The sequence below is a fragment of the Gammaproteobacteria bacterium genome (assembly GCA_011375345.1).
Lineage (GTDB): Bacteria > Pseudomonadota > Gammaproteobacteria > DRLM01 > DRLM01 > DRLM01.
In genome coordinates this window covers 1-17,372 of the sequence record DRLM01000081.1, presented here as the reverse complement: position 1 = coordinate 17,372, position 17,372 = coordinate 1, and the positions used below count along the sequence as shown (strand labels likewise).

Below are 17,372 nucleotides of genomic sequence, written 5' to 3'. Positions count from 1 at the left end.
TGAGTATTTCGCGGCCCATGGCTGGGCCCTGGCGCTGGCCGCCGCCCTCTTGGGGCTGGTGGTGGGCAGCTTTCTCAACGTGGTGATCCACCGCCTGCCCCTCATGATGGAGCGGGAATGGCGCGCCCAGTGCCGCGAGCTGAGCGGCGGGGATCCGCAAAGCAGGTCCGACGAGCCTTTCAATCTGGCCGTGCCCGCCTCCCGCTGCCCCCATTGCGGCCATGCCATCGGTGCCCGGGACAATATCCCCGTGCTCAGCTACCTGTGGCTCAAAGGGCGCTGCCGGACCTGTGGCGCGGCCATTTCCCGGCGCTATCCTCTCATCGAGCTGGCCACGGCCGCAGTTTCGGCGGCGGTGGCCTGGCATTTTGGCTTCACCTTCGAGGCCGGCGCCGCCCTGCTGCTCAGCTGGGCTTTGATTGCCCTGAGTGTCATCGATATCGACCACCAGCTGTTGCCTGATGCCATCACCCTGCCGTTTTTGTGGCTGGGGCTGCTGTTGAGCCTGGCGGGCCTGTTCGCCACCCCCGCGGCCAGCATCCTCGGTGCCGCGGCCGGCTATCTGGTGTTGTGGTCGGTGTATGTGTTGTTCAAATGGACCACCGGCAAGGAGGGCATGGGCTACGGCGATTTCAAGCTCCTGGCCATGCTTGGTGCCTGGCTGGGATGGCAGGCCCTGCCGGTGGTCATCATCTTCTCCTCCCTGGTGGGGGCCGTGGTGGGGGTGGGTTTGATCGTGCTGCGGGGCCGCGACCGCAGCATTCCCATTCCTTTTGGTCCCTATCTGGCCGCGGCGGGCTGGTTGGCCCTGCTGTGGGGGGATGAACTCACCGGCTGGTACTTGCGCTTTTCCGGCATGGCGGTGTAAAGGCGCATGTCCCGGCCCGCGGATTGGAAATCCCGGCGATTCAGCAACGAGAGCGGCCTGGGCGCGCACCGCGCGCGGTATTTCCGTCGCCGGCCGGGGCGGAAAATTTTTCGTTTCCCGGCACCCGGCGCGGGTTAAACTTCTTTCCATGCTGAAAATCGGCCTCACCGGCGGCATCGGCAGCGGCAAATCCACTGTCGCGCGTTTTTTTTCCGAGCTGGGTGTCCCGGTGCTGGATGCCGACGAAGTGGCGCGGGACTTGGTCCGGCCCGGTCAGCCGGCGCTGGCGGAGATCACCGCCGCTTTTGGTGCCGATGTGCTGGATCAGGACGGCCGGTTGAACCGCGCCCGCCTGCGCCAGCGTGCCTTTGCCAGCGCGGCTGCCCGGCGCCGGCTGGAAACCATTCTCCACCCCCGGGTCTACGCCGAGCTGGCCGCGCGGCTGGCGCGCCTGTGCGCGCCCTACTGTATTGTGGTCGTGCCCCTCCTGGTGGAGACGGCGCCCCCCGGCCTGGTGGACCGGGTGCTGGTGGTGGATGTGCCGGAGACTGTGCAGCGGCAGCGGCTGCAGGCCCGCGACGGCTGGCCGGAGGAGGAACTGGAGCAGGTGCTGGCCGCCCAGACCAGCCGCGCCCGGCGGCTGCAGGCAGCGGACGATGTGCTGCCCAATGAGGGCGGCGTGGACGCGCTCAACAAGGCCGTCCGTCGTCTGCATCAGCGCTACACCCAATTGGCGGCATCCGGGCCTGACTCGCGTTCTGACTGATTTCTTCTACTATTAGGGCAGGCGATTTGCGTTGCGCCGCCAAGCCAGACTTCTGCCGTGAGAGCGGTTCTTCTCCAGCACATTCCCGAGAGACTGCATTTTGATTTGCTATGAACAGCCTTTGAACGAACGCGTGCGCACCCTGCTCAGGCTGGAGCATTTGTTTACTCAGGCCGATGCGCATTGGCAGAGCGATTCGCCCTGGGACAGCCAAACGGCATTGCTCGCCATCCTGGATATTCTGGCCCTTTGCGGCCGCTCCGACCTGAAACAGGAGATCCTCAAAGAACTGGAGCGCCAGCGGGGCGTGTTGGCCGTGATGTCGCACAATCCGCGGGTGGACCACAGCCGTCTCGGCGCCCTGCTGGAACGCCTGGCCGGGCTGGAAAACCGTCTGCATGCCGTGGAAGGGCCCCTGGGTCAGGCCTTGCGTGACCATGACTTTTTGACGGCGGTCAGGCAGCGCATGGCCATTCCCGGCGGTGCTTGCGATTTTGACCTGCCCCAGTTCCACTACTGGCTCCACCGGCCGGCACCACAACGCAGCGGGGAGCTGCACACTTGGCTAGGCGCCTTCGATCTCTTGCGCCAGGTGGTGGATGTGTTGCTGGGCCTGATCCGCGACAGCGCCCAGGCCCGGGCGGAAGTGGCGGAAGCCGGCTTTTACCAACGCGCCCTGGATATCCAGACGCCGTTTCAACTGGTGCGGGTGCAGTTGCCGGAGGACGCGTCTTGTTTTCCCGAAATCAGCGCCGGGCGTCACCGCTTCAGTGTGCGCTTTCTGACTCTCGGCACCGAGGGCCGCAACCACCCCTGCGGCAGTGACGTTCAGTTTCTGCTAAGCTGCTGCGCGCTATGACTGCTGAAGTGAAATGTCCCACTTGCGGGAAAAAAGTGCTCTGGACGGGCGCGGCGAAATGGCGCCCCTTTTGCAGCGAGCGCTGCCGGCTGATTGACCTGGGACGCTGGGCCGGGGAGGAGTATGCCGTGCCCGGCGACGAAATGCCGTCCGGCCATCCTGAAGACCGGCCCCCCCATCATCAGCACTGAGGGCCTCCCGCCCGCGGCCGGTTCCAAAAGCGGGAAATTCCTGCCACCCCCTGGGCGCCGTGCTCGCGGGCCTGCGCCAAATCCTCCGTGCCCATCCCTCCCAGTGCGAACACCGGCAGGCGGGCCGCGTCGCACAGCGCGCCAAAACCCTCCCACCCCAAGGGTCTGGCGCCGGGATGGCTGCGGGTGCTGTTGACCGGCGACAGCACGGCGAAATCCACGCCGATACGCCCGGCGTGCTGCAGTTCCGCGGCGTTATGACATGAGGCCGCCACCCAGCGGTCGCGGCCCAGGGGGCGGTGATCCAACGCCCGCAGGCGGGCCGCGCTCAGGTGCACGCCATCAGCATGCAGGGCGATGGCCTGTTCCGGTGATGCATTGGCCAGCCAGGTGGCCTGATAGTCACGGCACAGGTTCGCCACCTCTTTTGCCAGGCGGGCGCAGGCCTGGTTGTTCAAGCGTCTGGCGCGCAGCTGCACCAGTCGCGCGCCCTCCGCCAGGCGCGCTTCCAGGGTGGCGAGGAAGACGGCTTCGTCCTCCGGCTCGGGGGTGATGAGATAGCGGCCGGGCAGGCGCGCGGCGGTGATGACGGGAATGTCGGCGGCGCGAAAGGCATATTGGCTGAGTCTGGCCGGCGCCACCCAGCAGACGGCCCGGCCCTCACGCCCCCGTACGGTGCCCTGGTATTGGCGCAGCCGCCACACGTCCAACATTACCCGGTGGCCGGGGCAGCGGTGATGGACGGTGATGAGCGGGTGGGCGTCCACCACATCAATGCCCAGTTCTGCATGCAGTTCGCGGCGCAGGGCGTCCAGACGGCTTTCACCGCTTCGGCGCTTGCCGGTGGGGAACTCCCACAAGCCGCCGTGGGGGCGGTGGGGCGGGCGCCGGGTGATCAGTACCCGGCCGGCTTGGTCTTCGATCACGGCGGCCAGAACGTGCACAGTGGGCAATGACGTTGACATCGGCGGAAGGGATAGATGAATGCCTGGCGGCTTTGAGACATCCGTCTTTTTCGGGCTGCGCCGCAGCGGTTGCCGGTCAATGCAGTGCCAGGCCAGCGTGACACTGGCCTGGCAGACTTTGAAGCCATGCCCGGCCCGGAAATGATGGCGGGAAGCAGGCGCCGGCGCTAAAAATCGATGCCGATGCCCAGGAACGGCCCGCTTTCTTTCACCGCGGCCCGCTTGTCGCCGTCTTCCAGTTCCAGGTCCAGCGCCCGGTAACCGCCGGCAAAATACACCAGCGGCAGGGGGGATACTTTGAGCTGCGCCGTCACGTCGTAGAAATGATTGCCGTCGTACACCATGCCCGCCCCGTCCACTTCGGCGGTGACAAAGGGGATGTTGATGCGCAGCAACGCCCGGGCCATGGGCACCGGCGCGGTGAAAGTGGCTTCCTGTTCCGCTCCCCCGCCCGCCAGACGCACCGTGCCATCGATGAGTTTGGCCTGCAGCCCCAGTTCCAGTTCGCTGACAGCGAGGTTCAGGGCGGTGAAGGTCCAGCCCAGGTCGTACATGTCCGCATCCAGGGAAGAGCTGACCGGCGTGGCGGCGGTGAAGGTTTCATCACCGAAGGTGAAGGAGCTGGACAAAATGCGCGAGCCGCTGTGCTCCAGCGGGGCATAGCTGGCGTAGAGATTACCGAAACCGGTGACGTGAAGGCGGGCGCGGGCCATGACCGCGGTGTTGTTGTCCATGCCCAATTCATCGCCGACGTCGATATCTTCGCCGCGGTAGCGCACCTCGCCCGAGAGGTTTTGCCGCCAGCCCGAGAGCTGGACGTCCACGTCCACCGGACCCAGGGCGTAAACCGGCGGTACGCCGAACATTCCGGCCACCAACACCATTGCAAATCGCTTCATGACGGGCTCCTCGTGTGGATCGTCCTTGTTGCCCAAAAGTGCGCACAACCGCCCGGATGGGCCCGGATTGTTTCGAGAACAGTGTTCATGAAGCAATCCGACAGGCTCCTAGTGTGTTGTGTTCGTCGTTGCGAGTTTTCTTAACTCTTCACCGCTGATGCTGTGGGCTTTCCCGAAGCCGCCAACATAACGCGCTTTATATATTTTATAGACATAGAGGGAAAAGTCACCAAAAGAGAACAGGCGGGCGGCGGCGGGCAGGCGCTGCAGGTAGCGCTGGCGCAGACCCTGGTACGTTTCCGCTTCCCGGGGTATGCGCTCAAGCGCGCCCTGCAGGGCGATGCGGGGCAGGCGCTGGGGATCCTCACCGCCCTCATCCGCGGCGCTGATGCCCAGTGCCGCCCGGGGGTCCCGGCGCAGATGGCGGGTGTGGGCGGCCAGTTCGCTCAGGTGCAAGATCAAATCTCCCGCAGGGCCAAGCGCAAAGGCGACGAAGGAGACCTGGGCAGCACCCTCGGCGTCCGTCACGGCCAGGGCAGCCCAGCGGTGTTCGTGCAGCAGTTGCCAGACTAACTGCCTGTCATCGGCGTCCATGGCGGGGAGTCACGCATAATCGTCGATGTAGACAGCCTGGCCGGAAGCGCCCTGGTCCGCCTGGGCGTGGCTGAGGTAGACGGACACGGCATGGCGCAAACCGGGTGAGGTGGTGTTGCCGCCCTGAAAGGCAGATTGTTCGTGGCGGTGGTCCGCGCGCGCCTTCAGCCATTCCCCCTCCAGTTGCTGTTCCACTGGCGGTGGCCGCTGTGCCGCCGGACGAAGGGCGGGACGCGGCGCGGCCCGTTCCACTTCGCCGGGTGGGCGCGGGTCGGGATTGGGCGCGGCGTGGAGGCTGTGGGAGATAAACATTGAGGCTGCGGATCCCTCAGCTGGAAAACCATCCATCCTGGTTGTATCGGCAGGTGCCAGACCCCCTTGACCGCAGCAATCAGAACTTAAACTTCAACCCAAGGTGGCCGCCGTTGTCCAGGTTCAGGTCGGGGCCCTTGTCGATGCTAAGGCGCATTTTCCGGTAGCCCAGGTAGACGGTGGCGTCGCGCAGTACTTCGTAGCCCACACCGAGCGACCAGTGATAAAAGCGGTCTCCGTCGAGAAAGGTGACGATGCCGGGGGCGTAATTCACAGCGGCTTCCAGGTGCAGGCGAGGCAGGGGCGGCGGGGCATAGTCCACCAGGCCGCCCAGGGTGAGGGCCACGGCATCGCCGGCATCCGCCGCCACACCCACCGCCTTCACCGCCACGCCGGCCAGCAGGCCCGGCGCATCGGTGCCCGCCTCGCCGATAACCCGTATGCCCAGTTCCCCGAAGAAATCTTCCTGCTCCGTGAACAGCAGACCGACGGTGAACTCACCCCGGCCGAAGCCTTGTTGTCCCGTGGGACCGGCGTACACCACGCGGGCGGTGTCGTCGCTGAGGCTGATGTCCAGGGATTGGGCCGCGCCGGCACTACCAGCGCTAATGAAACAGGCCAGGGCGGCAACGCTTCGCATCCACATGCGTGACTCCTTAACGCCTACGTTGGGTTGATATCAAGAACCCGTTTTACCGGGCCTCTGATTGCGGCCGAGTCTAGCACAGCGCCTGCCGCCGCCAAAGCAGTGTGTGCTCAGTGGTCCCGATGATCCGTTTGCGCCCGCGCGCAACACCACACATCCACCCGTTCCGCACCGGCTTTCTTCAGCGCCCGGGCCACTTCGTTCACCGTGTGGCCGGTGGTGACCACATCGTCCACGACGGCAACATGGCGGGCGTGACCGGGAAGGGCGGCCTCGAAGGCGCCCCGCACATTGCCCCGACGCCGCTGCGCCGGCAAGGCGGACTGGGTTTGCGTCGCGCGGACACGCCGGCACGCCCGCTTCAGCAGGGGCAGGCGCAAATGGCGCGCCAGGGGCCGGGACAGCTCCAGGGCCTGATTGAAGCCCCGTTCCCGCAAGCGCGCGGCATGCAAGGGCACCGGCACCAGCGCGTCCGGCCGGGGCGCGGTGGCCCACTCCTTTGCGAGCACCTCCCCCAGCACCCGGGCCAGGTGCAGCTTGTCGCGGAACTTGAGCTGCCTGATCAGCAGATCCAGAGGCGCCTGATAGCGCAATGGGGCTAGAATGCGGTCAAAGGATGGCGGTTCCCGCAGACAGCGGCCGCACACCCCCGTGGCGCTCAGAGCTTCGGCGCAGCGTTCGCAGGCGCTGCCCGTGCGGGGCAGGTCGGCGGCGCACGCCTCACACAAATCCTGCTGACCGACAAGACCGCACAGCACGCAGCAACGGGGCCACCACCAATGCTGGATGCCTTTTAAGCAACCGTAAACCTGCATGGCGATAATTGGTTGACAGACCAGCATCGCGCGCTATAGTCACAGCGCGAACCGAACAACTCATCCGATATTAAAAGGTGGACCATGGAGCCGCAACACTACGCCCGTATTGACGCCATCACCCAAAGGATTCTCGCCGGCGGAGAAATGACCGTGGCCGAAGGCCAGTGGATGATCCGGCTGGACCAGGCCTGCCTGGGCTGGCTCATGGCGGGCGCCGACCGCCTGCGGCGTCACTTTCGCGGTACGGAAGTGGAACTGTGCGCCATTTCCAACGTACGCTCCGGGAACTGTTCGGAAAACTGCACCTTCTGCGCCCAGAGCGGCCACTATCAGACCGCGGCACCAAAGTACAACTACATCGCCAGCGAGGAACTGGTGAAACAGGCCCGGCGGGCGCGGGAGTGGGGCGCCAGTGACTTTGGCGTGGTATCCAAAGGCTGGGGCGTGCGCACAGACAAAGAACGCAGCCAGCTCAAAGAATACTTCGCCGCCCTGGATGCACATTCCGACATCGGCCGCTGCGCCAGCCTGGGCGTGCTGGACAAAGCCACCGCCACCGAGTTGAAAGCCATGGGCATGGAAAACTACCACCACAACCTGGAGACGGCGGAAAGCTACTTCGAAAACGTGTGCACCACCCACACGTACCAGGAAAACATCGACACCATCAACAACGCCCGCGCTGCGGGCCTCAGGGTCTGCGCCGGCGGTATCCTGGGCATGGGGGAGAGCCTGGACCAGCGCATCGAGCTGGCCGACACCCTGCGCCGCCTGCAGGTGGAATCGGTGCCGCTGAATTTCCTCAGTCCCGTGCTTGGCACCCCCATGGGGGACCGCACGCCCATGGCCCCCCTGGAAATCCTGCACACCATCGCCGTGTTCCGCTACATGCTGCCCCGGGCGGAAATCCGCATCGCCGGCGGCCGCCAGTTTCTGCGCGATCTGCAGGCCATGATTTTCTTTGCCGGCGCGTCCGGCGTGATGATCGGCGACTATCTCACCACCCGGGGCCGGCAGGTGGACGACGATCTGCAAATGCTGCGCGATCTGAACGTCCGTCCTCGCGGCGACACCCAGCGGCGCCGCGGGGCGAAAGCAGGGCGCGACGCCGCCGCATGAAGGATCTGGCCGGGGCGCTGGCGGCCTTGCGCAGCGCCCACCAGTACCGCCAGCGCGTCCGGCTGGACAGCCCCCAGGGACCCCAGGTCGTCATTGACGGGCGGCCCTATCTCAGTTTTTGCAGCAACGACTACCTGGGCCTGGCCAACCACCCCCAGGTGGTGGCCGCCCTCCAGGACGGCGCGACCCGCTACGGCGTGGGCAGCGGCGCCTCCCATTTGATCACCGGCCACAGCCGCGCCCACCAAGCCTTGGAAGAGGCCCTGGCCGCATTCACCGGCCGGCCCCGGGCACTGTTGTTTTCCACCGGCTACATGGCCAATCTCGGCACCGTGACCGCCTTGGCCGGCCGGGGCGAATGGGTGTTCGAAGACCGGCTCAATCACGCCTCGCTGCTGGATGGCGGCCTGCTGTCCGGCGCCCGCTTGTGCCGCTATCCCCACGCCGACGTCCGGGCCCTGGCTGCCAAACTGGCTGCGGGTGCGGGCGAGCGTCTGGTGGTCACCGACGGCGTGTTCAGCATGGACGGTGACATCGCCCCCCTGCCGGAGCTGGCCGCGGCCTGCCGCCGCCACGGCGCGGTGTTGATGGTGGACGATGCCCACGGCCTCGGCGTGCTGGGGCCTGGCGGGGCGGGGGCGGTGGCGTCGTTCGGGCTGGGCGTGGCGGAAGTGCCGGTGCTGGTGGGCACCCTGGGCAAGGCCCTGGGCACTTTCGGCGCCTTCGTCGCCGGCAGCGCCGAACTCATCGAGACGCTGATCCAGCGCGCCCGCAGCTACATTTACACCACGGCGCTGCCGCCGGCCCTGGCCCATGCCACCCTGGCCAGCCTGCGCCTCGCCCGGGAGGAACAGTGGCGGCGGGACCGGCTGGCCGCGCTGGTGGCGCGGTTTCGCGCCGGGGCCGGGCAGCTGGGGCTCGAGCTGCTGCCCTCGGCCACGCCCATCCAGGGCATGGTGGCGGGCACGGCCGCGCGGGTCCTGGCCTGGAGCGCGGCTTTGCGGGACCGGGGGGTGTACGTCAGTGCCATCCGCCCGCCCACGGTGCCGGAGGGCGGCGCCCGTTTGCGCATCACCTTTTCCGCCCGGCACACGGTGGAGCAGGTGGACCGCCTGCTGGCGGCGCTGGCGTCTTTGCCTGATACCCGAGGCAGCGTTTGACTGGTGCGGACGCCAACGCCCGCGACGGCAGGCACGCGGCGTTGTTTTAAACCCGGCGCCGTTTTTTGGTAGGGTAGCAGCGTCGGCTGGGGGGGAAGCGCCGGCATTTGAAAAACCAAGCTCAAGGACGGGACGCCGGGCTCTCCGTGGTGACCACCTCATGGCGCATGTTGCGCCCCTAGCGGTTTGCGACTCAAACAATGAATGTCTACAGCGAACAATTCGGTTTCGGCCCCGACATCGTCCTGCTGCACGGCTGGGGCCTGCATTCCGGGGTGTGGTCTTCCATTGCCGAGAAACTCTCGGAAAGCTGGCGGGTGACCTTGATTGATCTGCCCGGCCACGGCCGCAGCAGGGATCCCGACCCGGACACGCCCTTCGATCTGGACACCGTGAGCGCTGCCGTGGCCGCCGCCGCCCCACCGCGGGCGACGTGGATAGGCTGGTCCCTGGGCGGTCTGTTTGCCAGCAAGACAGCCATTGAGCATCCCGACCGGGTGTCCAGGCTGGTGCTGGTGGCCAGTTCGCCCCGCTTCGTCACCGCGCCCGACTGGCCTCATGCCATGGAACCCCAAGTGCTCAAGGCCTTCGGGGATTCTTTGGAAAACGACTACACGGGCACCCTGGAGCGTTTCATCGGCTTGCAGGTGGCGGCCGGATCCGACCGGGCGCGGGAAACCCTGCGCAAGCTGCGGGCCCAGCTCTTTCGCCATCCCCCGCCGCCGCCGGGGATATTGCGCGGCGGCCTGCGCCTGCTCGAGCAGGCGGATCTGCGCCCCCGCATGGGGCGCATCATGTGCCCTACCCTGCTGATTTACGGCGCCCGGGACGCCATTGTCCCCGCCGGGGTGGGCCGTGCCCTGCGCCAGCAGCTGCCCCTGGCCTCCCTCAAGATCATTGAACGGGCCGGCCACGCGCCCTTTTTATCCCACCCGCGCGAGTTCATGACCGCCCTCAGCCGCTTCCTCCACGATGACGCCTGAGTTGCCCGTGCTGGACAAGCGCCGGGTGCGGGCCAGCTTCGAGCGCGCTGCCGCCAGCTACGACCAGGTGGCCGTGCTGCAACGGGAGGTGGGCCGGCGCCTGCTGGAGCGGCTGGATTACATCCGCTGTCGGCCCCGGCGGGTGCTGGACGTGGGCGCCGGCACCGGCCATACCACCACCGCCCTGGCCCGCCGCTACCCGCGGGCGCAGGTGGTCGCCCTGGATCTGGCGCCAGCCATGTTGCAGCGGGCCCGCGGTCGCACCGGCCTGCTGACCCGCTGGCGGGGCCGTGCGGGTTTTGTGGGCGGCGACGCCGAGGCCCTGCCCCTGGCCACCCAGTCCGTGGACCTGATTTTCTCCAACCTCACCTTGCAGTGGTGCAACGGGCCGGACCGGGCCTTCGCCGAATTTCGCCGGGTGTTGAAGCCGGACGGTTTGCTGATGTTCTCCACCCTGGGGCCGGACACCCTGCGCGAGCTGCGGGCTGCCTGGGCTGCGGTGGACGCGGTCCCCCATGTGAACGTCTTTCTGGATATGCACGATGTGGGTGACGCCATGATGCGGACGCCCTTCGCCGAGCCGGTGATGGACGCCGAGCGCTTTACCCTTACCTATTCCGATGTGCGGGCGGTGATGGCGGACCTCAAAGCCCTGGGGGCGCGCAACGCCAACAGCGGCCGCCCCCGGGGGCTGACCGGCCGCCGGGCCCTGGACCGCCTCGCCGAAGCCTATGAAGTCTTCCGTACCGACGGCCGCCTGCCCGCGACCTTCGAAGTGGTCTACGGCCATGGTTGGGGGGTGGAGGCGGCCAATATCCGGGAGGCGGGGACGGTAAAAGTGCCCCTGTCCCAGCTCAGGCGCTGAGGCGGCCGGCGTGGCGGGCGGTTATTTCGTCACCGGCACCGACACGGAAGTGGGCAAGACCTGGGTGGCCGCCGGGCTCACCCACGGCCTGGCCGCGCGGGGCGTGAAAGTGGCGGCCATGAAGCCGGTGGCAGCCGGCTGCCGGGTGACGGCCGCCGGCTGGCGCAACGACGATGCCGAAATGCTGTCGGCGGCGGCCGCCGTCAAGCTGCCCTACGAGAAAATCAACCCCTGTGCCCTGCCCGCGGCGGTGGCGCCCCATCTGGCCGCAGCGGCGGCGGGGGTATCCCTGAGCGTCGCCCGCCTGGCCGGGGACTATGCCTGGGTGGCGGCCCGGGCGGAGCGGGTGGTGGTGGAAGGGGTGGGCGGCTACCTGGTGCCGCTGAACGCCACCGAGACCACCGCTGATCTGGCCCGCGCCTTGAACCTGCCGGTGCTGCTGGTGGTGGGACTGCGGCTGGGGTGTTTGAATCACGCCCTGCTCAGCGCCGCGGCCATCACGGCCAGCGGCCTGCCCCTGGCGGGCTGGGTGGCGAACCGGGTGGATCCCGCCATGGCGCGCGCCGGGGACAATATCGAGACCTTGCAAAAGCGTCTGCCGGCACCGCTGGTGGGCGTAGTACCCCATCTGCCCCGTTTCGACGCGGCGCGCCTGGCCGCTTGTCTGAATTGGGAGGCGCTGGACAGGCTCCCAGGCGCTTGAAAACCCGCCTGTCACTGTCAGACGCGCTCCGGCGGCAGGAGCGACGACCCGGGCCGGCCCAGCAGCGCTTCCAGCGCTGCCGCCTCCAGCGGCGGGCTGACCAGAAAACCCTGTCCCAGGGCGCAGCCCGCCTGGCGCAGAAAGGCCAGTTGCTCTGTCGTTTCGACGCCTTCCGCCACCACATTCAGGTTCAGGCTGCGCGCCATGGCGATGATGGCCTGGGTAATGGCAGCATCGTCGGGGGCGGTGGCAAGATCGCGGATGAAGGAGCGGTCGATCTTGAGCGTGTCGATGGGAAAGCGCTTGAGGTAACTCAAAGACGAATAGCCCGTGCCGAAATCGTCCACCGCCAGACGGTAGCCTGCCGCCGTCAGCTGCTCCAGGACACGGAAGGTGTTGTGGTGTTGGCGCAGCAGCAGGCTTTCGGTGATCTCCAGTTCCAGCCATTGGGCCGGAACGCCGGTGTCGCTTTCCAGGGCGAGCAGGGCCTCGGGGAAGGCGGGGTGGTCGAACTGGCGGCTGGAGAGATTGACAGACATGCGCAGAGCGACGGGATGCGCTGCCCGCCAGGCCGCCAGCTGACAGCAGGCCGTGTGCAACGCCCACTGGCCGGCGGGAGCGATGAGGCCGGTTTCCTCCAGCACGGGGATGAAGGTGGCCGGGGCCACCACCCCCAGATCGGGATGGCGCCAGCGCAGCAGGGCCTCCACCCCCACCAGCCGGCCCGTGTCCAGCGCCCATTGGGGCTGAAAGACGAGGGACAACTCGTGTTTTTCGATAGCCCGGCGCAGGGCAGTTTCCAGCGTCAGGCGCTGGACAGCGTCGGCATTCATGTCCGCAGAGTAGTAACGGCAGGTGTTGCGGCCCTGGTCCTTGGCCTGGTACATGGCGATGTCGGCATGTTTCAACAGCGCTTCGGCTGTAGTCCCGTCGGAAGGATAGAGAGCGATGCCGATGCTGGCGGTGACGAACAGCTCATGGCGCTGGACCTGCACAGGCTCTGACAAGGCCTCAAGGATTTTCTGGGACACGGCTGTCAGTTTGTTAACGGAGCTGATCTCTTCCAGCAGCAACACGAACTCATCGCCTCCCAGGCGCGCCACCGTGTCTTCGGCGCGCAGGCAGGCCCGCAGCCGCCCGGCCATGGTGACGAGCACCTGGTCGCCCACATCGTGGCCCAGGGTGTCGTTGATGAGCTTGAACCGGTCCAGGTCCAAAAACATCACCGCCAGGCGCCGCCCGTGGCGCTGGGCGTGATGCAGGGACTGGTTCAAACGGTCCATGAACAGCGCCCGGTTGGGCACCTGGGTGAGGCTGTCGTGGTGGGCCAGGTGATGCAGGCGCTGTTCGGCGCGGATGCGTTCGCTGATGTCCCGGCCGGTGGAGACGAAATGGGTGATCCGGCCCTCCTCATTTTTGAGGGGGGTGATGGTTTTTTCTTCGTAATACAACTGCCCGTCTTTGCGACGGTTGATCATTATGCCGCTGTAGACCTCGCCCTTGAGGATGTTTTGCCACAGGGCCCGGTAGTGATCGTCACCATGCCGGCCGGATTTCACCAGCCGCGGCGTCTTGCCCAGGGCCTCGCTCATGGCGTAGCCGCTGATGCGGGTGAAGGCGGGGTTGACGTATTCGATAATCCCGTCGCGGTCGGTGATCATCACCGCATCTGCCGCCTGCTCCAGGGCCCGGGACAGTTTGCGCATCTGTGCCTCGGCGCGCTTGCGCGCGGTAATGTCGGTGATGCTGCAGCGCACCAGGGGGCGCTCTGCCGGCAGGCGCACCATGCGCACTTCACAGTGTCGTGTCTCGCCGTGGCGGTGGCGCAAGCGCCATTCAAACACGGGGGTGGCGCCCGCGACAGCGGCAGCGATATGTTCTCTGGCGGCGGCCCGGGCATGGCCGTGTTCGGGGGCGGCGAGGCTGTCCCAGCACACGCCCTTCAGGGCGTCCCGCTTGATGCCGAACAGCCGGCAGGCATTGTCATTGGCATCGGTGAGGCAGCCGCTGTCGGCATCCAGCACGACGATGGCTTCCGGGGCGTGTTCCACCAGGGTGCGAAAGCGTGCTTCGCTGGCGCGCAGATCTTTTAGGGTCAGCAGGCCCGTCAGGGCATCGGCGAGGCGGTGGCCGATGTCCTCCATAATCTGGAGTTCCCCGGGCGACGCCCGGTGGGGGCGGCCGCAGTAGTGGATGCCCAGCAGCCAGGGTTTGCCCACCTTGGGATGCAAGGCGAAAGCAATTTGCGATTTGATGCCGAAGCGGGCGGCGGTCTCCGGTGGGGATGGCGGCGCATTCTGCTCGTCGAAGGGAACCGGGCGGGGGGAGGCCAGGCAGCTTTCCAGGGCGCTGGCGACCTCCGGCGTCATGGCGATGTCCTGGTTCAGCGCGTGGGCGCCGGGCCACTGGGGCCGGGTGCGCTCCATGGGGACACGCCAGGTGGGGCTGGCGGGGTCGCAGGGATAAAGCAGCCAGGCCCGGTCGCAGCGGAAGATGTCGAGCATGGCGTCCAGCACCTCCTGCAGGACGGTGTCCAGGCTCGTGGCGCTGAGTATGATGGCGCTGATCCGTTCCATGAAATTCAGGTGGCGGATATGCGCCCGGGCGGTGTTTTCGGCACGCTTGAGAGGGGTGATGTCCGTGTACGTGGAGATCACCTGGCAGGGCTGAGCTTCGTGGGGCCGGCATTGCGGCAAGGCGCTGAGCAGCAGCCAGCGGGGCCCGTCGCCGTCATCCACCGCCAGACCCAGCACGCGGTCCACGCTGCGCTGGCCGTGCTGCAGGGCCAGGTGCTCGGGGCGCTGGGTGAGGGGGACAGGCCGGCCCGCCTCATCGACAAGCGGCAGCTCCAGCAGGGCCTCGGGGTGGCGGGCCAGGTCCGCTGCGGTCAGGCCCAGCAGGCGCTGCGCCGCCGGATTAATGTACAGCACCCGGCCTTGTGGATCCTGGCTGATGATGCCCTGGCGGGAGGTCTCGAACAGGCCTCGGAACAGTGCTTCGTTGTCCCGCAGCGCCCGGATGGCCAGCATGCTGTCCAGGGACTCGGTCAGGCGCAGCGCGAGTTCGCGGAAAGTCTCGATTTCATGGGGGGAGAAGTCGTGGCGGGCGCGGCAGTGGTGAATACCCAACATCCAGGGTTTGCCCGTTTTGGGGTATAACGCCATGGTGAGCACCGAGCGGATACTGAAACGCTTGGTATGGGGATCATCAACATATCCAGAAGAATCCGTGACCTGGATGGCCAGCGGACCGTCGGCGGCCAGTGCCTCGTTAACAAACAGTCTGACGGATGGGGTCATGTCGAATTCGCCGCCCCTGGCGTAGGCACCGGGCCATTCCGGGCGGGTTTTTTCCATGGGAATGCGCCAGGTGGGGCTGTCGGGGTCGCAGGGATAACTTAACCAGGCGCGGTCGCAGGCAAATGCCTCCAACACCACCTCCAGCACCGCCTCCAGCATCTCCTCCAGCGTACGGGCGCGGTGGCTGATCAGGTTAATGCGCTGCAACAGTGCCAGCAGGCCTGGGCGGGCGGTCTCGTCGGCTCCGGATGGCAGGGTGGGGGGCGTCATCGGGGTACGGCAAGCGCTTCGGCCGGCGCGCGCCGGCGGGCCTGCCAGGCCAGACTCCCGGATAGGGGGAAAACGCCGCCCCGTTGGCGCCGGCGCCAGCGAAAACAAACCCTTGCGCTCATAGGTCCCAGATGAACTCCGCGAATTCGCTGCCTGTTTGCCAGGTTTGACAGCTTGCCCGGGCCCAGGGCGGCTGAGCGGCGGCGTGGGCAGGTGACCCGTGCGGCAGGCGCGCTACAGTGGTTCGCATACCTCGTGTGAGGAGCGCCCATTATAGGAGGGGGTGTCAGGACTGCCAATGGCGGATCGAAGCAAAGCGCCGGCGGGGCGGCAATGAGGCTGGCCGCCCGTTTGTTCAAAACCCTGCGCGCAAACGAGCCGGGGATTATCGGCGGCAGCGGTTCTGAACGCCTCCATGACTATCGCGCAGCCCAACGCCGGACGCGCACACCGCAGCAACCGCCGCCTTTCCGCGAGCAACACATTTGGGACACCAGCGACGTGGAGCACATGGGTGTCGACCAGGCGCCCTTGTGCGTGGAGGAAGAAGCCGCGCGACCAAGGCTGAGCGCTGCTTGACATTGCACCCCAAGCCGTTACTCTAAAGCTCCATTCCCACCCGCCGACGCTGTCCATGCGTGCCAGGGCAGGCGCCGGACTCAACGGCAAAGGAGGCCGCGATGTCCGCTCCCGATATCCCCAGCAATTATCTCGTCCGCATGACCACCGAGCCGGACATGGACATCAACACCAATATCAATGGCACGGTGAACACCAATCTGAACGGCACCATGAGCACCGACGGCACGGTGCGCATGACCATTGACGATGTCAACACCACCATGACGCTGAAGGGTGACCCCGGTCATCCCGTCGCCATGACCACGGATGTGGCCATGGACATCAAAAACATGCCTCACCTCACCCGTCAGGATCTATTCGATCTGATCGCCGCGCTCAAAAAACCCAATATGCGGTTGCGCATGCCAGTGCAGATGAACTTCGGCGTATCCGTGTTTCCGCTGAACCTGCTGGGTCTGGAAGCCTTGAGTTTTTCCATCTGCGGCGAGCCGCAACTGATTTTGGACGAATACCGGCCCAACGCCTACGAGCGTTGTGAAGTGGAGTGCGAACCCTGCGATCCCTGTGAGTGACCGCTTATGCTTAAGCCGGAACAAATTGAAAAACTCGCATTCACCGAAGCGCCCATCGTGCTGCGGGGAACGCCGGAACACTTGGTGGGCGTGGCTGAATTGCAGAATGAAAACGACGACGAGGTGCTGCTGCGCAAGCTGGAGGTGGCCACCAAGGGGAAGCTGTCCCGTCAGGCTTTGTTGACGCGCAAGCTGGGCCTGACGCGAAGTATACCCCCTAAGCGCTGTTGCAAAGTCCCCCTCCGGGCGGCTGTGGATTCACGCACCCCGCCGGGCGAATACGAGGTTGAATTGTCCACCGGCGCCGGTGCGCCCAAAACCGCCGTGCTGAAAGTCCTGCCCGTGGAGCGCGTGCAGATTTACGACAACAAGCTGCACCTTGAAGCCGGGCCGGGGGCCACGGTCATGGCCTCCGTGTGCATCGGCAATGACGGCAACGTGCCGGTGGTGCTCGATACCATCGGCCTCGTGGTGTTGCAGGAGCCGGATCAAATCTGCGTCTCCCTGCAACGTTCCCTGGCCGCCGCGGAAGGTAAAGACCACCACCGGTTTCTCGACACCTTCGTGCGCCAGTTGTCGGAAAAGCGGGTGGATGTGGTGCGGGTGCGGACCTGCGGCGGCGCGGTGAGCCTCCCGCCCGGCGAGGTGGAGTGCGTGCCACTGGATTTCCGGTTTCCGGCAAATTTGAAACGCGGGCGCCGCTACATCGGCAGCTTGTCCATCCTGGGGCAGGGTTTGCGGGTGCAGGTGAACACCGTGGGCCAGCCCGGCGACGGTGAAGAACGCAGGCGCAAGAAGCGTTAAGTCGCGCACACATCCTCTAACAGGATGTTGAAAAACCAAATTTTTCAACAAGCTGCCAAGAATCTGAAGGGGCCCATGACAAGGAGATGGCACCATG

At 66.3% G+C, this 17,372-nt stretch carries 19 protein-coding genes; 12 read left to right on the top strand and 7 right to left on the bottom strand.

Annotated elements, in window-relative coordinates; genetic code table 11:
• Positions 1 to 28 precede the first annotated feature (28 nt).
• The 4 genes from ENJ19_06215 to yacG all read left to right on the top strand — a co-directional run bounded on the left by ENJ19_06215 (position 29) and on the right by yacG (position 2,684).
• Entirely contained in the window at positions 29 to 868 is an 840-nt protein-coding gene (locus ENJ19_06215) for a prepilin peptidase (GenBank protein ID HHM05322.1), read from the top strand.
• Between the two features lie 148 nt (positions 869 to 1,016).
• Entirely contained in the window at positions 1,017 to 1,634 is a 618-nt protein-coding gene (locus ENJ19_06210; protein HHM05321.1) for a dephospho-CoA kinase, read from the top strand.
• Positions 1,635 to 1,731: 97 nt separating this feature from the next.
• A complete protein-coding gene (gene zapD, locus ENJ19_06205; protein ID HHM05320.1) occupies positions 1,732 to 2,493 on the top strand; it encodes a cell division protein ZapD in 762 nt (253 codons plus the stop codon).
• Entirely contained in the window at positions 2,490 to 2,684 is a 195-nt protein-coding gene (gene yacG, locus ENJ19_06200) for a DNA gyrase inhibitor YacG (protein ID HHM05319.1), read from the top strand. The genes zapD and yacG overlap by 4 nt, the downstream gene beginning before the upstream one ends.
• Here yacG and ENJ19_06195 read toward each other — a convergent pair.
• The 6 genes from ENJ19_06195 to ENJ19_06170 all read right to left on the bottom strand — a co-directional run bounded on the left by ENJ19_06195 (position 2,675) and on the right by ENJ19_06170 (position 6,915).
• Positions 2,675 to 3,649, bottom strand: a complete 975-nt coding sequence (locus ENJ19_06195; protein ID HHM05318.1) for a Nudix family hydrolase — start codon at positions 3,647 to 3,649, stop codon at positions 2,675 to 2,677. The genes yacG and ENJ19_06195 overlap by 10 nt on opposite strands.
• Positions 3,650 to 3,816: 167 nt before the next feature.
• Complete coding sequence (locus ENJ19_06190; GenBank protein ID HHM05317.1) at positions 3,817 to 4,548, bottom strand: TIGR04219 family outer membrane beta-barrel protein; 732 nt, start codon at positions 4,546 to 4,548, stop codon at positions 3,817 to 3,819.
• A gap of 108 nt (positions 4,549 to 4,656) precedes the next feature.
• A complete protein-coding gene (locus ENJ19_06185; GenBank protein ID HHM05316.1) occupies positions 4,657 to 5,142 on the bottom strand; it encodes a pyridoxamine 5'-phosphate oxidase in 486 nt (161 codons plus the stop codon).
• A gap of 9 nt (positions 5,143 to 5,151) precedes the next feature.
• A complete protein-coding gene (locus tag ENJ19_06180) occupies positions 5,152 to 5,454 on the bottom strand; it encodes a hypothetical protein (protein ID HHM05315.1) in 303 nt (100 codons plus the stop codon).
• Positions 5,455 to 5,533: 79 nt separating this feature from the next.
• Complete coding sequence (locus ENJ19_06175) at positions 5,534 to 6,100, bottom strand: hypothetical protein (protein ID HHM05314.1); 567 nt, start codon at positions 6,098 to 6,100, stop codon at positions 5,534 to 5,536.
• A 110-nt stretch (positions 6,101 to 6,210) separates the two neighbouring features.
• Entirely contained in the window at positions 6,211 to 6,915 is a 705-nt protein-coding gene (locus ENJ19_06170) for a ComF family protein (GenBank protein HHM05313.1), read from the bottom strand.
• Positions 6,916 to 6,999: 84 nt separating this feature from the next.
• Between ENJ19_06170 and bioB the strand changes: the two genes are divergently transcribed.
• The 5 genes from bioB (at position 7,000) to bioD (ending at position 11,748) form a co-directional block, all read left to right on the top strand.
• Positions 7,000 to 8,037, top strand: a complete 1,038-nt coding sequence (gene bioB, locus ENJ19_06165; protein ID HHM05312.1) for a biotin synthase BioB — start codon at positions 7,000 to 7,002, stop codon at positions 8,035 to 8,037.
• Positions 8,034 to 9,197: an 8-amino-7-oxononanoate synthase gene (bioF, locus tag ENJ19_06160; protein ID HHM05311.1), complete on the top strand. Its 1,164-nt coding sequence runs from the start codon at positions 8,034 to 8,036 to the stop codon at positions 9,195 to 9,197. The genes bioB and bioF overlap by 4 nt, the downstream gene beginning before the upstream one ends.
• A 200-nt stretch (positions 9,198 to 9,397) precedes the next feature.
• The gene (gene bioH, locus ENJ19_06155; protein ID HHM05310.1) at positions 9,398 to 10,180 is read left to right on the top strand and encodes a pimeloyl-[acyl-carrier protein] methyl ester esterase; all 783 of its coding nucleotides are present in this window, start codon (positions 9,398 to 9,400) and stop codon (positions 10,178 to 10,180) included.
• Entirely contained in the window at positions 10,170 to 11,045 is an 876-nt protein-coding gene (gene bioC, locus ENJ19_06150; GenBank protein HHM05309.1) for a malonyl-[acyl-carrier protein] O-methyltransferase BioC, read from the top strand. Before bioH ends, bioC begins: the two co-directional genes overlap by 11 nt.
• A 10-nt stretch (positions 11,046 to 11,055) precedes the next feature.
• Positions 11,056 to 11,748 carry a dethiobiotin synthase gene (gene bioD, locus ENJ19_06145; protein ID HHM05308.1) on the top strand — a complete coding sequence of 231 codons (693 nt, stop codon included), beginning with the start codon at positions 11,056 to 11,058 and terminating at the stop codon, positions 11,746 to 11,748.
• 17 nt (positions 11,749 to 11,765) lie between these two features.
• On the opposite strand, the gene ENJ19_06140 is transcribed toward bioD, so the two are convergent.
• Entirely contained in the window at positions 11,766 to 15,317 is a 3,552-nt protein-coding gene (locus tag ENJ19_06140; protein ID HHM05307.1) for an EAL domain-containing protein, read from the bottom strand.
• Between the two features lie 333 nt (positions 15,318 to 15,650).
• On the opposite strand from ENJ19_06140, the gene ENJ19_06135 reads away from it, so the two are divergent.
• The 3 genes from ENJ19_06135 (at position 15,651) to ENJ19_06125 (ending at position 17,275) form a co-directional block, all read left to right on the top strand.
• Positions 15,651 to 15,896, top strand: a complete 246-nt coding sequence (locus ENJ19_06135; protein ID HHM05306.1) for a CHAD domain-containing protein — start codon at positions 15,651 to 15,653, stop codon at positions 15,894 to 15,896.
• 101 nt (positions 15,897 to 15,997) lie between these two features.
• Positions 15,998 to 16,471 (top strand): hypothetical protein, encoded by a 474-nt coding sequence (locus ENJ19_06130; protein HHM05305.1) that lies wholly within the window; start codon positions 15,998 to 16,000, stop codon positions 16,469 to 16,471.
• Positions 16,472 to 16,477: 6 nt separating this feature from the next.
• Positions 16,478 to 17,275, top strand: a complete 798-nt coding sequence (locus ENJ19_06125) for a hypothetical protein (protein HHM05304.1) — start codon at positions 16,478 to 16,480, stop codon at positions 17,273 to 17,275.
• Positions 17,276 to 17,372 lie beyond the last annotated feature (97 nt).

Bases quoted from the DNA above. Each gene is read 5' to 3' on its own strand.
- ENJ19_06210 (HHM05321.1), top strand. From the start codon at position 1,017: ATGCTGAAAATCGGCCTCACCGGCGGCATCGGCAGCGGCAAATCCACT.
- yacG (HHM05319.1), top strand. From the start codon at position 2,490: ATGACTGCTGAAGTGAAATGTCCCACTTGCGGGAAAAAAGTGCTCTGG.
- ENJ19_06195 (HHM05318.1), bottom strand. From the start codon at position 3,649: ATGTCAACGTCATTGCCCACTGTGCACGTTCTGGCCGCCGTGATCGAA.
- ENJ19_06190 (HHM05317.1), bottom strand. From the start codon at position 4,548: ATGAAGCGATTTGCAATGGTGTTGGTGGCCGGAATGTTCGGCGTACCG.
- ENJ19_06185 (HHM05316.1), bottom strand. From the start codon at position 5,142: ATGGACGCCGATGACAGGCAGTTAGTCTGGCAACTGCTGCACGAACAC.
- ENJ19_06180 (HHM05315.1), bottom strand. From the start codon at position 5,454: ATGTTTATCTCCCACAGCCTCCACGCCGCGCCCAATCCCGACCCGCGC.
- ENJ19_06175 (HHM05314.1), bottom strand. From the start codon at position 6,100: ATGTGGATGCGAAGCGTTGCCGCCCTGGCCTGTTTCATTAGCGCTGGT.
- ENJ19_06170 (HHM05313.1), bottom strand. From the start codon at position 6,915: ATGCAGGTTTACGGTTGCTTAAAAGGCATCCAGCATTGGTGGTGGCCC.
- bioB (HHM05312.1), top strand. From the start codon at position 7,000: ATGGAGCCGCAACACTACGCCCGTATTGACGCCATCACCCAAAGGATT.
- bioF (HHM05311.1), top strand. From the start codon at position 8,034: ATGAAGGATCTGGCCGGGGCGCTGGCGGCCTTGCGCAGCGCCCACCAG.
- bioH (HHM05310.1), top strand. From the start codon at position 9,398: ATGAATGTCTACAGCGAACAATTCGGTTTCGGCCCCGACATCGTCCTG.
- bioC (HHM05309.1), top strand. From the start codon at position 10,170: ATGACGCCTGAGTTGCCCGTGCTGGACAAGCGCCGGGTGCGGGCCAGC.
- ENJ19_06140 (HHM05307.1), bottom strand. From the start codon at position 15,317: ATGACGCCCCCCACCCTGCCATCCGGAGCCGACGAGACCGCCCGCCCA.
- ENJ19_06135 (HHM05306.1), top strand. From the start codon at position 15,651: ATGAGGCTGGCCGCCCGTTTGTTCAAAACCCTGCGCGCAAACGAGCCG.
- ENJ19_06130 (HHM05305.1), top strand. From the start codon at position 15,998: ATGTCCGCTCCCGATATCCCCAGCAATTATCTCGTCCGCATGACCACC.
- ENJ19_06125 (HHM05304.1), top strand. From the start codon at position 16,478: ATGCTTAAGCCGGAACAAATTGAAAAACTCGCATTCACCGAAGCGCCC.